Genomic DNA, 13,912 nt, shown 5'->3' with positions numbered 1-13,912 from the left:
CAGCCGGCGCGGCGCTGGCGGCCGGTAGCGGCGAAGCCGACGATGCGGGCAGCGGCGGCGGTGAACCGGGCATCGGCCTCATCCTGCTGGGCGCGGTGCTGGGCGGCCTCATCCTCAACGTCATGCCCTGCGTGTTCCCGATCCTGTCGCTGAAGGCACTGGCGCTGGCGCGCGGCAATGTCGGCGCCGCACAAGCCCGCAGCGAGGCGCTGACCTATACTGCCGGCGTGGTGCTGGTGGTGACAGCGCTGGGCGGCGTGGTGCTGGCCCTGCGCGCCGCCGGCAGCCAGGTCGGCTGGGCCTTCCAGCTGCAGGATCCACGGGTGATCGCCTTCCTGCTGTTACTGGTCACCGGCATTGCGCTGAACCTCGCTGGCCTGTTCGAAGTGACGCTGACCACCGGCAACCTGGGCCAGGACAAGGCGCGCGAAGGCGGTGCCTCGGGCGCCTTCTTCACTGGCGCGCTGGCGGCCTTCGTGGCCACGCCCTGCACCGGCCCGTTCATGGCCGGCGCGCTGGGCGCCGCGCTGGTGCTGCCCGCCTGGCAGGCGCTCGGCATCTTTGCCGGGCTGGGCTTTGGCCTTGCCCTGCCCTTCCTGTTGATCGGCTTCGTGCCAGCCCTGCGCAAGCGGCTGCCGAAGCCGGGGGCGTGGATGGCCACGTTGCGGGCCATATTGTCGGTGCCGATGTTCCTCACCGCCCTGGCGCTGGCCTGGGTGCTGGGCCAGCAGGCCGGCGTCAACGGCATGGCGATGGGCCTGGCCGGCGCGCTGGTCTTCGGGCTGTTCCTGTGGTGGCTGGGCAGCCGCCAGCACAAGGCCAAGAGCCTGGCCCTCCCCGGCATCGCTAGCCTGGCCACGCTGGTCGCCGCGGTGTTGCTGGTGCCCACCACCGCGCCCGAAAGCGCCGCCACGGCCAAGACTGCGGCCGCCAGCGAGCTGAACGCGGTGAAGTTCACGCCAGCAGCGCTGGCCGACCTGCGCAGCGCGGGCAAGCCGGTGTTCCTCTACATGACAGCGGACTGGTGCCTGACCTGCAAGGTCAACGAAAAGGGCGCCATGGCCGATGCCGCGGTGGCCGAGGCCTTCAAGGCCAAGGGCATCACCGTGATGGAAGGCGACTGGACGCGCAGCGACCCCGCCATTTCTGACTGGCTGGCCCAGCACAAGCGCGCCGGCGTGCCGGTCTATGTCTTTTACGACAGCAAGGGCGGCGAAACCGAACTGCCGCAGATCCTCACCGCCGAGATGCTCACCAGCCTGACCGCCTGAGCCGCGCCGGTCACGCCTCTGCAATCACCAGCGCGCCATCGGCCAGCGGGCGCTGCAGGGCCTTGGCCTCCGCCCAGTCTGCCGTCAGCCAGCGGCGTTGCTCCTCGGCCGTGGTGAGGATCACCGGCATCGCCTTGGGGTGATGCGGGGCCACATCGACGTTGGGTGGGCAGGTGAGAAAGCCGAACAGGGTGAGCGTGACCTCGCCTTCTGCCTTCTTCCGCACTCCGGTCCAGCGGGTGGCAAGGCCGGCAAAGCAGGGCGGCGCGTCCCCTTCATTCCGCAGCGCGAACCACAGGTTGCGGGAACCGGCAGGCGTCGCCACCGGTTCGGCAAAGCGGGTGAACGGCACCAGGCAGCGGTGCTGCGGGGCCAGCCAGCGCCGCCAGTGCGGGCTGGCGGTGTTGCGGATGTTGGTGATGCCGCGATCGACGCTCTTGCCTTCCAGTGCAAAGGCCGGGCTGGGCATACCCCAGCGCGCCAGCTTGAGGATCGGGCCGGGGCCGTCCTCCTGCTGGCCAATGCCGATGATCGGCGCCTCGGCATCGGGATAGAGCGCGGGCAGCGGCGGCAGATTGCCCAGATCATCGCGCACAGGCCCCAGTTCCAGCGCCTTCGCCAGATCGCGCAGCGCCTGCTGGCCCTTGGTGAGGGCATAGAGATTGCACATGCGCCAAGCGTGCCGCGCGCCGGCCGAGGGCGCAAGCTTCTGCGCCGCCGATGGTGGGCTGGCCGGCGCGATACGCAGCGCCGGCCAGCCCGGTCGGGGGGGTAGGGGTGGCAATCCCCGTGCCGGCCTTCAGCGCGCCGGGAGCGGGGTTATCGGCCGGCGCCTTCCGGTGCACCGGCCGATCTGGTCAGGGACGCGGCCTCACCGCTGCTGGCGATGCCGCTGCCGCACCTGCTGCCGTCATTGCGGCAGCGGTCACAGCGGCGGCGGTGCCAGGCCCCAAAGCACGAGCGTGGTGAACAAGGTTCCAACCAGCCCCAGCGCCAGCCGCAACACTGCGTCGGCCCAGGGAGCCGGGCGCTGCAACACCACGCGCCGAACCCCTTCGGGCAGCTGGAAAACCGTTCCTGTATCGCGGAACATCGATCACCCTCGCCAATCACTTGACGAGGGTGAATGTCGCACGCGGAGGCGCCGGCGGCTCGGGCAGCCCGGTCCGTTACGGAACTAGCTGCGGCGGTTTCCGAACCAGATCGGCGGCAATCGCTGCGCCCACGGCGCCGCCGCCTCGAGCTGGAAGGCCAGATCAAGCAAGCGCGCGTCATCACCGCGCCGGCCAGCGAAGTGCATGCCCAGCGGCAGCCCGTTGGTGGCCTGCATGATGGGCACGCTCATTGCGGCCGCGCCGGCGAGATTCTGCACCGGCGTGTAGGCCACCAGCCGCATCATGTCGGCCAGGATCTCGGCCGGCGGACGGCTGGGCGACAGTTCGCCCACCTTCACGGCATGGCGGGAAAGCACCGGCGTGAGCAGCAGGTCATGTTCGCGGAAGCTGGCGTTGTAGGCGTCGCGGTAACTGGCCAGCCGGCCCATCAGCGCCTGCACATCCGCTTGCGCGAGCGCGGCGCCCTGATCCGCGAGATGGCGGGTCAGCGGCTCCAGCTGCGCCACGCCATCGGCACCATAGGCCTTGTTCACCCCCTGCACCGAATCGGCTGCGCCCAGTGCCCACAGGGCGGTAAAATCCCGGGCGAAATCGGCCGGCGCGAACGGCCACGGCACGTCCATCACCCTGTGCCCCATGCCGGTGAGCAGGGCACGGGTGCGCGCGATGCCGGCCAGCACCTCAGCATCGGGCTGGCTGCCATCGGCAATGGCGGTGATGACGCCGATGCGGAAGCGTTGCCCCACCGGGCCATTGAGGCGCGGCACCGCCTCGCCCAGCCCGTCGGCGCCCTTGCCCTGCAAGGCCACCATCGTCAGCGCGGCGTCGCGCACCGAGCGGGTGAGCACATGATCAACGGCGAGATCGGCGGGATCGTCCTGCGTCTTCTGTCCGGCGAGCCGGCCCCGGCTCGGCTTGAAGCCGAACAGGCCGGTGAGCGCCGCCGGGATGCGGATGGAGCCGCCGCCATCATTGGCGTGGGCGATCGGCACCACGCCCGCCGCCACGGCCGCGGCGCTGCCACCCGATGAGCCGCCCGGCGAATAGTCCGCATTCCAGGGGTTGCGGGTGGGGCCGTGGGAGAGCGGTTCGGTCACGCACATCAGGCCGAACTCGGGCGTTGTCGTCTTGCCGATGGGCAGCGTGTTCATCTGGGCGAAGGCGTCAACAAACACCTCGTTGCTCTTGGCCGGCGGCGCGCGCTCGAAGGCGCGGCTGCCGTTCTTGGTCGGCCACCCCTTGAAGTCGTTCAGATCCTTGATGAAGGTCGGGATGGCGGGAGTGCGGTCATCGGCGGGCAGGCTGTTGATGGCACGCGGACGATCGATCAGCACCGCAAAGTTCAGCCGCGCCTGCGCCGCTTCGGCCCGGTCGAGCGCCGCCACCACCTCCTCGCGCGTACTGGCCCCGCCGGTCCTGATGCGCGTGGCGAGGGCGGTGGCATCATCGGGTGCCGGCGCTGGTTGCGCGCCTGCCCGTGAGCCTGCAAGCATAGCGGCGCCCGCCAGCAACTGGCGGCGATCGAAGCAATGTCCAGCCATCAACGGCCTCCCCGGCGATCCTGGGGGCAGGGTGACATGGGCAAGCCAGAGCGGCAAGCCGGCGGTTCATGGGGCAGTCAGGTGCAGGCTGCATTGCGCATGGCAAGGCCTTCGGTCAGGCCATAAGACTTCGGTACGGCCGATCAGCAAGGAGCTTGCAGCGTGCGTGTAGGGATCGTGGGTGCGGGCTTTTCAGGCGCGGTGATCGCCCGCCAACTGGCCGAAGCCGGCATTGCTTCACTGGTGATGGAAGAACGCGGGCACGTGGCCGGCAACTGCCACAGCGAGCGGGACCGTGCCACCGGCGTGATGGTCCACCTTTATGGCCCGCACATCTTCCACACCGACAACAGCCGCGTGTGGGACTATGTGAACCGCTTTGCCGAATTCGTGCCCTATGTGCACCGGGTGAAGGCGACGGTGGGCGGCCGCGTGTACAGCCTGCCGGTCAACCTGCACACCATCAACCAGTTCTTCGGGCTGGCGCTGTCACCGAACGAGGCGAGTGCCTTCATCGCCGCCCGGGCGCGCACCGACATCGAGGTGCCGCAAAGCTTCGAGGAACAGGCGCTGCGCTTTGTCGGGCCGGAGCTGTATGAGGCCTTCTTCCGCGGCTACACTGAGAAACAGTGGGGCACCGATCCGGCCTGCCTGCCGGCCGCAATCCTGAAGCGACTGCCGCTGCGATTCAATTATGACGACCGCTATTTCAACCACCGCTTCCAGGCGATGCCGCGCCATGGCTACACCGGGCTGGTGGAGACCATCTTGTCGCATCCGCTGATCGAGGTGCGCACCCGCTGCCGCCATGAAGAGGTGACGGAGAGGTTCCGCCACCTGTTCTACACCGGGCCTATCGACCGCTATTTCCACCATGCCCACGGCCGGCTGGCCTATCGCACGCTCGATTTCGAGGCCGAGCGCCACCGGGGCGACTGGCAGGGCATTGCGGTGATGAACCATCCTGATCGCGACGTGCCCTTCACCCGCATCACTGAACACAAGCATTTCGCGCCGTGGGAGGCAGCCGACCTGCCGGAGACGATCATCGTCAGGGAATATAGCCGCGCCTGCACGCCGGCCGACATTCCCTATTACCCCATCCGCCTCACTGGCGAGATGAAGATGCTGACCGATTACGAAGCTCGCGCCGCAGCCGAGCCGGGGGTGACCTTCGTGGGCAGGCTGGGCACCTACCAGTATCTCGACATGGACGTGACCATCGAGCGCGCACTCGATGTCGCGGATGCGGCGATCAAGCGGCTGCGTCAGGCAGAAGCTGTGGCTGCAAGCGCCTGACCCGAGGGCGGATGGCCAGCCGCTGTCTGGCCTTGGCCAGGGTGTGAAGGGCGGCGCGGCGCCGCAGGCTGGTGCCCGAGAAGATGCTGCACCACAGACGTTCCATGTAATGGCCGATTTCCGGATTGGGGTGCCGGGCCAGCTCTTCCAACAGGCCGCGATAAAATTCCGGCTGATGCTGATGCACGGCCGCGCGGCTGACCGCAAAGCAGCCTTGAAAGCTGGTCACCATCACCGGCGGCAATCGGCCCAGCAACTGCCGGGCAAAGCTGTTGAATTCCAGGCCAGCGGCCGCGAGCTGGCCGGTTTCCAGAGCCTCGCGATAGCGCGGGTTGCGTAGCAGCTTGCCGCGGATGTCGCTGTCACTGCCGAACAGCGGAAAATGAAACTCGAGATCGCTGGCGCAATAGCCATCGGCCAGCGCCGGTGCGACATAATCGGCAAGGTCGGCAAACACGTTCTTGCCCACATCATCGATCCGGCCCTGTACGAAGATCGTCACGTCGCCCAGCGTGTCACGCCGCGAGACAATGTGGTGAAGGTAGGAATGGGACTCCCGGCCGACATTTGGCAGGGCTTCGACCGTCAGATCGAGCCGGCCACCGGCCAGCTGCTGCGGACAAAGTTGCGGTCCCTTATTGTAGATGAAGATTCGCAGGCTGGGCCCAAGCCGCCCAAGCCAGGCCAGATCCTCATTATACCGCGCAACAACAAGATCCACCTGCATGAACAAACTCCGACCAAAGTGGCGCACGATCATCGCTGCGCCAACGACAAGATTCGGAGTTCGTTAGATAATGAAACCATTATCCATGATGAACGGAACGCCGCATATGCCAGCCAAGCATCGACGGATGCCGCGCCCAATACACAATTTGACCACTGGCCTGATGCCAATGGCTCTGAACCGGGCGGCAGCGGTCTAGCCGCTGCCACTGGCGCGCAGTTACTTGCGCTCGAACACCCGCTTGCCCGCCAGCCAGGTGCCGGTCACCTTGATCTTCCACAGATCACCCTCGGGCGCCGTGAAGGGGTCGGCCGCCAGGGTGATGAAATCGGCCCATTTGCCGGGTTCCAGCGTGCCGACCTTGTCCTCGTTGTGGCCGGCGCGCGCCGCCCACAGGGTGAAGCCGGCAAAGGCATCCTCGCGGCTCACCTTTTCCCACGGGCGCCAGCCGCCGGCGGGCAGGCCATCGCGCGACTGGCGGGTGACCGCGGCGTGGAAGCCGAACATCGGCTCGGGCGGTTCCACCGGGAAGTCGCTGCCAAACGCCAGTTGCGCGCCGCTCTTCTTGATCTGCTGCCACGCATAGGCGCCGGCCAGGCGCGCTTCGCCCAGCCGGGCTTCGGCCATGCCCTTGTCCGACGTTGCGTGCGTGGGCTGCATGGAGGCGATGACCTTCAGTTCGGCGAAGCGATTGAGGTCCGCCATGTCGACGATCTGGGCATGCTCGTTGCGGTGCCGCAGCTTCACCCGCTCGGCCAGCGGCACCGCGGCATAGGCATCCATGGTGGAGCGGTTGGCCTGGTCACCGATGGCGTGGGTGTTGACCTGGAAGCCTTCGCGGCTGGCCTCGGTGACGAAGGTCTTGAGCTTGTCGGCCGGCGTGATCTCCAGCCCGCGGGTGCTCGGCATGTCGGCATAAGGCGCGATGAGGTACGCGCCGCGGCTGCCCAGCGCCCCATCCGACACCAGCTTCATCGACTGCATGGCCAGAAGGTCATTCCAGCCCCAGGGGATGGGCCCATTGGGGGCGATCGCCTTGCGATTGTCCGGCCCGCCCGCCATCGCATAGATGCGCGCCGTCATCCGGCCGGTTTCGGCAAAGCGGACGTAACGGTCCCACGTATCCTTGTCCATGCCGGCATCGTGCGCGCCGGTGAGGCCAACTTCGGCCATGGTTTCCAGCGACTTGGTGAGCACGAGATCGAGCCGGGCGGCATCATCGGCAGGGATGGCGCGGGTGATGAGCGCCATCGCCTTGTCCACGAACACCCCGGTGGGGTTGCCGGCGGCGTCACGGATGATCTCGCCGCCGTCGGGCGCCTGCGTATCCTTCGTGATGCCGGCCGCCTTCATGGCCGCCGTGTTGGCCCAGCCGGCATGGCCATCGACGCGGGCGAACCAGGCCGGGCGATCCCCGGTCACGCTGTCCAGCTCCGCGGCGGTAGGGAAACGGCCGATCAGCTTGCCGTCCTGAAACCAGCGTTCCTGGTTCCAGCCGCGGCCCATGATCCAGCCGGCGGCCGGCGCCCCGGCCTTGATGCGGGCCTGCGCCTCGGCAATCGAGCCGGTATCGCGCAGATCGACCACCAGCTTCAGCTCGCCCAGCCGCATCACGTGGCCGTGCGCGTCGATCAGGCCCGGCCACAGGGTGGCGCCCTTCATGTCGACGCGGGTACCGGAGGGCAGCGCAGCCTTGGCCGGCAGCGTCGCCTTCACCTTGCCATTGTCATCCACCAACAGCGTCGCAAAGCGGTGCAGCGTGCCCTTCCCATCCAGCGTGTAGCCATTGGCGTTGGTGTAGAGCGTATCGGCGAGGGACGGTGCCGCGGTGGCAAGCATGGCGGCGAGCAGCAGAGTCTTCATCTAATCCATTCCCTGTCCGGCCCGGCGCCGGTGCGGGCTGGCGTGGCCTGTGCCGTGGCTAGCCCAATTTCACCCGGGCCACCAGTCAGCATGGGCCGCCCGCGGTGCCGCAAAATGCCTTTGAATTATGGAGGCGGCCGGGGGCCATGCGGCCATTGACTGGTGGAAACCAAAGATTAGCTTCTTGTTCATCATGTCGCTGGCGCAACAGCCATGACGTAAAAGGTCGTGTTCGCGTTCCTCTTGTGCCTTGCCGCCCGACAACTGCAGGGCCGGCCTGCTGGCCATCCTTCAAAGCGACCGGGCCATGAACACCCAGTGTGGGTGCATGAAGGCCGGCAGTTCCACCTCCGGATAGGCCGGTATGCACGAAAAGCCGAGCCGCTCGTACAGGCCGATCGCGGTGTCGAGGGTCGGCGAAGTGTCGAGGAATATGGTGCGATAACCAAAGGCCCGCGCGTCGGCGATCAGCCGCTCGACAAGCGCGCGGCCCAGCCCCTGGCCCTTCGCCGTGTCGCGGACATAGACGCGCTTCATCTCGCAGATGCCATCCCGCACCCGGCGGATTCCGCCCATGCCGATCGGCTGGCCCCGCTGTTCGAGGATATAGAAAATGCTCTCCGGCGGCCCGGCGCCCAGGGTCTTCGGCAGTGCCTCGGGCAGATAGGCGCGGATATCGCCGCCCGGGAAGATGTCCGCCAGCGTGACGCCGAACCGCGCCGCCACGCCATCGAACACGAACTGCAGATATTCCGCGTTGAGATTGATCAGCAGCGCCGCATCGTCCGGCAGGCGGGCTGGACGATAGTCGATGCTCATTTCACCAGGCGGCGAATGAGGCTGCTGGTGTCATTGCGCGCCCCGCCCATGGCCTGCACATCGGCATAGAATTGATCGACCAGCGCGCCCAGCGGCAGCGGCACGCCAAGCCGGCGGGCTTCGTCGAGGGCGAGGCCGAGGTCCTTGCGCATCCAGTCCACCGCGAAGCCGAAATCGAACTCGCCGCGCGTCATGGTGCGGGCGCGGTTGTCCATCTGCCAGCTCTGCGCGGCGCCTTTGGAAATCACGTCCACCACTGCGTCCATGTCGAGCCCGGCCTTCATCCCCAGCGCGAGGCCTTCGGAAAGCCCCTGCAATATGCCGGCGATGCACAGCTGGTTGACCATCTTGGTGAGCTGGCCGGCGCCGGCCGGCCCCATGTGGCCGATGCGCTGCGCATAGGCGGCCATCACCGGTTCCGCCGCCGCGAACGCCGCATCGCTGCCGCCCACCATGATGGTGAGCTTGCCATTCTCCGCCCCGGCCTGGCCGCCTGAGACGGGCGCATCCACCACGTGCAGCCCGCGCGTTTCCCCCTCGACGGCCAGTCGGCGGGCGATGGCGGCCGAAACCGTAGTGTGATCGATGAACAGGCTGCCTGGCGCCATCGCGCCGAACGCACCATCGGGGCCCAGCGTGACCGCCTCGAGATCGGCATCGGCCCCGACGCAGGCGATCACCACGTCGGCGCCTGCGGCAGCGGCAGCCGGGGTGGGCGCTGCGGCCCCGCCATGGGCCGCCACCCAGGCGGCGGCCTTCGCGGGCGTGCGGTTGTAGACGGTGAGAGTGTGCCCGGCGGCGGCGAGGTGCCGGGCCATCGGCGCGCCCATCACGCCGAGGCCGAGATATGCGATGGTCTTGCCCATGGCCCCGGCTCTACTGCCGGCCGGGCAGTGGCGCAATCAGTCGGGCAGGAATCAATTGGGCAGGAACAGGGACACCACGTCGCGGGCCAGGCGAGCCGGGCGCATAGTGGCGACGTCGATGCAGCACCAGGTACTCTTCACCTCGGCAATCACCTGTTCGCCGCGCTTGAACAGGGTGGTGAAGAAGGCCCGCGCGCCCTGCACGCCATCGGCGACCACGCTGGCCACCACATCATCGTCCAGAAATGCCGGGGCGCGATAGCTGATGTTGTGATTGAGCGCGACCCACAGATGATTGGCCACGGCATCGGCTGGCGCCGTGTGCTGCCAATAGGCGACAACGGCATCCTGCACCCAGCGCAGATAGACGGCATTGTTGACGTGGCCCATGAAGTCGATGTCGGCCGCGTCCACTGCCACGTCGTGCCGATACATCACACCGAATCCCTGCCGCCACAAAGGAAGAGAGTGCTCACCCCTCGCCCGCGCGGTCAACCCCGGCCGGCTGGCCTTCTGTGGGTAGCGCAGTCGCGCCTGCGGCGTTATGGAGCAGCCATGAATGCCACCCTGCCCGTCTCGCAGCCGCCGCTGCCGATCGCCCTTGCCGATGTCGAAGCCGCCGCCGCGGCGATTGCCGGCAAGGTGATCCGCACGCCCTGCCTGCGCTCCGAAACCCTGTCGCAGCTGACGGGCGCCGAAGTGTGGCTGAAGTTCGAGAATCTGCAGTTCACCGCCGCCTACAAGGAACGCGGCGCGCTCAACCGCCTGCTCAGCCTGACGGATGCGGAGCGGGCGCGCGGCGTCATCGCCGCCTCGGCCGGCAACCATGCCCAGGGCCTGGCCTATCACGCCCGCCGGCTCGGTATCCCGGCCACCATCGTGATGCCGCGCTTCACGCCGATCGTGAAGGTGCAGCAGACCGAAGGACATCAGGCCCGCGTGGTGCTGACCGGCGAAACCTATGACGATGCCAGCGCCCACGCGCTGGCGTTGGCGGCCCGGGAGGGGCTGGTCTATGTCCATCCCTTCGACGATCCGAAGGTTATGGCCGGCCAGGGCACGGTGGGCCTCGAGATGCTGGCGGACGTGCCGGAGCTTGACACGCTGGTGGTGCCGATCGGCGGCGGCGGGCTGATCTCCGGCATCGCCACGGTGGCCAAGGCGCAAAGCCGCCCGATCAGCGTGATCGGCGTGCAGGCAGAGCTTTATCCGTCGATGTATGCCGCGATGAAGGGGCAATCGGCGGCTTGCGATGGCGACACGCTGGCCGAAGGCATCGCGGTCAAGAACCCGGGCCGGCTGACGCAGGAGGTGGTGCGCGCGCTGGTCGACGACATCGTGCTGGTGGGCGAGCGCGACCTTGAACGCGCCGTCTCGCTGCTGCTCGCCATCGAGAAGACGGTGGTGGAAGGCGCCGGCGCGGCGGGGCTTGCGGCGCTCCTGGCCCACCAGCGCCGGTTCCGCGGCCAGAAGGTGGGGCTGGTGCTGTGCGGCGGCAACATCGACACGCGCCTGCTCGCCAACGTGCTGCTGCGCGATCTGGCGCGCTCGGGCCGGCTGGCGCGCCTCCGGATCCGCCTGAAGGACCGGGCCGGGCAATTGTTCGAAGTGGCGCGCATCTTCGATCAGCAGCAGGTCAACATCCTGGAAGTCTATCACCAGCGGGTGTTCACCAACCTGCCAGCCAAGGGCCTGATCACCGACATCGAGTGCGAGACGCGCGACCGTGACCATCTCGATCGGCTGGTGGAGGCTCTGCGCGGCGCCGGGTACGACACCCGCCTGGTGGAAGCCGACTGAGCCGCGCCGCCTGCATCCAAAAGACGGACTCGCCAGCCCCGCAAGTCGCGGTTAGCATCGCCGTTACAGGGGATGGCAGAGTGTGAGGGGTCGCACGGTCTGTCGCGATCTTGGCGAGCCGTAACCGGCAGTGTTGGCGAGGGCACAGGTGACCGACCAGAGTTATCGTTTTCCGCGTTTCTTCGTCACCGCGCCCACGGCCTGCCCCTATCTGCCGGGCCGTACCGAGCGCAAGGTGTTCGCCGAACTGAAGGGCGATGATGCGCAGACCATGGCCGAAGCGCTCGGCCGCATCGGCTTCCGGCGCAGCCAGAATGTCGTCTATCGCCCCAGTTGCGATGGCTGCCAGGCCTGCGTTTCGGTGCGCGTGCCCACCGCCGCCTTCCGGCCCAACCGATCCCAGCGCCGGCTGATCGCCCGCCATGCCGATCTGGAGGTGCACGCCTGCGAGCCGTGGGCGACCGAGGAACAGTGGCGGCTGATGCGGCGCTATCTGGCCGCGCGCCACCCCGGCGGCGGCATGGCGGCGATGGACGCGCATGATTTTGCCGACATGATCGAACAATCCCCCATCGACACGGTGGTGGTGGAGTATCGCGAGCCGGCGCCAGGCGGCGGGATGGGCCGGCTGGTCGGCTGCTGCCTCACCGACAAGCAGTCCGACGGCCTGTCGATGATCTACAGCTTCTATGATCCGGACATCGCAGAGCGGCAGGGCCTGGGCAGCTACATCATCCTCGATCACATCACCCGCGCCGCCCGGGCCGGCCTTCCTCACGTCTACCTCGGCTACTGGATCTCCGAGTGCAACCGCATGGCCTACAAGACAAAATTCCGCCCGGTCGAAGCGCTGATCGGCGGCGTGTGGCGGGACGTGCCATAGCCGCGCGGGCCTGATCCGGGCCGTTGCCCGGCCGATTCCCCGCCCGGCCAGGGAACGGCAGGCCGTCGCCGGGCGTTGTCTCTTCTGCGCTTCCGCAGAAGGACTCCACCATGGCCAGCAAGAAGACCAGCACCCCGCGCCGCGATCCGGGCACCACCCGTGTCGGCAACGGCGGGGAGGTCCACCAGGTAGCCGGCAAGGGCCAGCCGGTGCTCACCACCAACCAGGGCATGATGCTGTCCGACGACCACAACAGCCTGCGCGCCGGGCCGCGTGGCGCGCTGTTGCTGGAAGACATGGTGCTGCGCGAGAAGATCTTCCATTTCGATCATGAGCGCATCCCGGAGCGCGTGGTGCATGCGCGCGGGCTGGCCGCCCATGGCTATTTCGAGCTTTCCGACAGCCTGGCAGGGCTGACAACCGCCCAGGTGCTGGGCGAGACCGGTGTACGCACGCCGGTGTTCGTGCGCTTCTCCACCGTGGCCGGCAACCGCGGATCGGCCGATCTGGCCCGCGATGTGCGGGGCTTTGCCGTCAAATTCTACACAAAGCAGGGCAACTGGGATCTGGTTGGCAACAATATCCCGGTTTTCTTCATCCAGGACGCGATGAAGTTCCCCGATCTGGCCCACGCCGTGAAGGAAGAACCTGATCGCGGCTTTCCGCAGGCGGCGTCGGCCCATGACACGTTCTGGGACTGGATCGCGATGACGCCGGAGGCGATGCACATGGTGATGTGGCAGATGTCCGATCGCACCATCCCGCGGTCGGTGCGCATGATGCAGGGCTTTGGCGTGCACAGTTTCCGCCTGGTCGATGCCGCGGGCCGTTCGACCTTCGTGAAATTCCATTGGACGCCGAAGCTGGGCCTGCAATCCGTGGTGTGGGACGAAGCGGTCAAGATCAACGGCGCCGATCCCGACTATCACCGTCGCGACCTCTATGACGCCATCGAGTCCGGCGATTTTCCCGAATGGGAGCTGGGGGTCCAGCTGTTCAGTGAAGCGGATGCCGCCGGCTTCGATTTCGACCATCTCGATGCGACCAAGCTCATCCCGGAGGAGATCGTGCCCGTGCGGGTGATCGGACGGATGGTGCTGGACCGCAATCCCGACAATGTGTTCGCCGAAACCGAACAAGTCGCCTTCTGCACCCAGAATCTGGTGCCCGGCATCGATTTTTCCGACGACCCGTTGCTGCACGGCCGCAACTTCTCCTATCTCGACACACAACTCAGCCGGCTGGGGTCCACCAATTTCCACCAGATCCCGATCAACGCCCCAAAATGCCCGTTCGCCAACATGCAGCGCGACGGCCACATGCAGACGGCGGTGCACCCGCAGCGCGTGACCTACACGCCCAGCCTGCTTGATCCGTCCGGCCCGCGGGAAAGCCATAGCGAAGGCTTCCGCAGCGTGCCGACGCCGCTTGACGGCAGCAAGCAGCGCGACCGTTCCCCCACCTTCAGCGATCATTACAGCCAGGCCCGGCTATTCTTCCTGAGCCAGACCGTGCCGGAACAGGACCATATCGTGGCGGCGCTGGTGTTCGAACTGTCCAAGGTCGAGGCGGACATCGTGCGCGAGGCGATGCTGGGCCATCTGCTGGTCATCGACGAGGCACTGGGCAACCGGGTGGCAGCCGGCCTTGGGCACGGCACCGCCATCACGCCCGCCACGCCCGCCACGCCGCCGCGCCCGGATCTGGCGCCGGCCCCCAGCCTGAGCA

At 67.5% G+C, this 13,912-nt stretch carries 13 protein-coding genes; 5 read left to right on the top strand and 8 right to left on the bottom strand.

The features are described from left to right. On the top strand, window positions 1–1,271 hold a 1,271-nt coding region (locus GJV64_RS04860; protein ID WP_205599529.1), incomplete at its 5' end, for a protein-disulfide reductase DsbD family protein. Between the two features lie 10 nt (window positions 1,272–1,281). On the opposite strand, the gene GJV64_RS04855 is transcribed toward GJV64_RS04860, so the two are convergent. The 3 genes from GJV64_RS04855 to GJV64_RS04845 all read right to left on the bottom strand — a co-directional run bounded on the left by GJV64_RS04855 (window position 1,282) and on the right by GJV64_RS04845 (window position 3,879). Next, the gene (locus GJV64_RS04855) at window positions 1,282–1,941 is read right to left on the bottom strand and encodes an SOS response-associated peptidase (RefSeq protein ID WP_164156153.1); all 660 of its coding nucleotides are present in this window, start codon (window positions 1,939–1,941) and stop codon (window positions 1,282–1,284) included. A 255-nt stretch (window positions 1,942–2,196) separates the two neighbouring features. Continuing rightward, window positions 2,197–2,364 carry a hypothetical protein gene (locus GJV64_RS04850; RefSeq protein ID WP_164156152.1) on the bottom strand — a complete coding sequence of 56 codons (168 nt, stop codon included), beginning with the start codon at window positions 2,362–2,364 and terminating at the stop codon, window positions 2,197–2,199. An 84-nt stretch (window positions 2,365–2,448) separates the two neighbouring features. Further along, on the bottom strand, window positions 2,449–3,879 hold the full coding sequence (locus GJV64_RS04845; RefSeq protein WP_164156151.1) for an amidase family protein: 1,431 nt from the start codon (window positions 3,877–3,879) through the stop codon (window positions 2,449–2,451). Between the two features lie 210 nt (window positions 3,880–4,089). Between GJV64_RS04845 and glf the strand changes: the two genes are divergently transcribed. Then, window positions 4,090–5,226 carry a UDP-galactopyranose mutase gene (gene glf / locus GJV64_RS04840; RefSeq protein ID WP_164156150.1) on the top strand — a complete coding sequence of 379 codons (1,137 nt, stop codon included), beginning with the start codon at window positions 4,090–4,092 and terminating at the stop codon, window positions 5,224–5,226. Here glf and GJV64_RS04835 read toward each other — a convergent pair. The 5 genes from GJV64_RS04835 to GJV64_RS04815 form a co-directional block, all read right to left on the bottom strand. Next, the gene (locus GJV64_RS04835) at window positions 5,183–5,953 is read right to left on the bottom strand and encodes a DUF3431 domain-containing protein (RefSeq protein ID WP_164156149.1); all 771 of its coding nucleotides are present in this window, start codon (window positions 5,951–5,953) and stop codon (window positions 5,183–5,185) included. The genes glf and GJV64_RS04835 overlap by 44 nt on opposite strands. A gap of 219 nt (window positions 5,954–6,172) precedes the next feature. Continuing rightward, the gene (locus GJV64_RS04830; RefSeq protein ID WP_164156148.1) at window positions 6,173–7,816 is read right to left on the bottom strand and encodes an amidohydrolase; all 1,644 of its coding nucleotides are present in this window, start codon (window positions 7,814–7,816) and stop codon (window positions 6,173–6,175) included. A 291-nt stretch (window positions 7,817–8,107) separates the two neighbouring features. Further along, a complete protein-coding gene (locus GJV64_RS04825) occupies window positions 8,108–8,635 on the bottom strand; it encodes a GNAT family N-acetyltransferase (protein ID WP_164156147.1) in 528 nt (175 codons plus the stop codon). Then, window positions 8,632–9,501, bottom strand: a complete 870-nt coding sequence (locus tag GJV64_RS04820; protein WP_164156146.1) for an NAD(P)-dependent oxidoreductase — start codon at window positions 9,499–9,501, stop codon at window positions 8,632–8,634. The genes GJV64_RS04825 and GJV64_RS04820 overlap by 4 nt, the downstream gene beginning before the upstream one ends. Before the next feature lie 51 nt (window positions 9,502–9,552). Then, entirely contained in the window at window positions 9,553–9,936 is a 384-nt protein-coding gene (locus GJV64_RS04815; RefSeq protein ID WP_164156154.1) for an acyl-CoA thioesterase, read from the bottom strand. Between the two features lie 120 nt (window positions 9,937–10,056). Between GJV64_RS04815 and GJV64_RS04810 the strand changes: the two genes are divergently transcribed. The 3 genes from GJV64_RS04810 to GJV64_RS04800 form a co-directional block, all read left to right on the top strand. Then, window positions 10,057–11,301, top strand: coding sequence for a threonine ammonia-lyase (locus tag GJV64_RS04810; protein ID WP_164156145.1), 1,245 nt, complete (start codon window positions 10,057–10,059; stop codon window positions 11,299–11,301). Between the two features lie 148 nt (window positions 11,302–11,449). Then, a complete protein-coding gene (locus GJV64_RS04805; RefSeq protein WP_164156144.1) occupies window positions 11,450–12,184 on the top strand; it encodes an arginyltransferase in 735 nt (244 codons plus the stop codon). A gap of 110 nt (window positions 12,185–12,294) precedes the next feature. After that, on the top strand, window positions 12,295–13,912 hold a 1,618-nt coding region (locus GJV64_RS04800), incomplete at its 3' end, for a catalase (RefSeq protein WP_164156143.1).

The sequence above is a fragment of the Sandarakinorhabdus rubra genome, from assembly GCF_010994245.1.
Classification (GTDB): domain Bacteria; phylum Pseudomonadota; class Alphaproteobacteria; order Sphingomonadales; family Sphingomonadaceae; genus Sandarakinorhabdus; species Sandarakinorhabdus rubra.
Note: the sequence above shows the minus strand (reverse complement) of the source record. Positions and strands in the feature narration are given on the sequence as shown.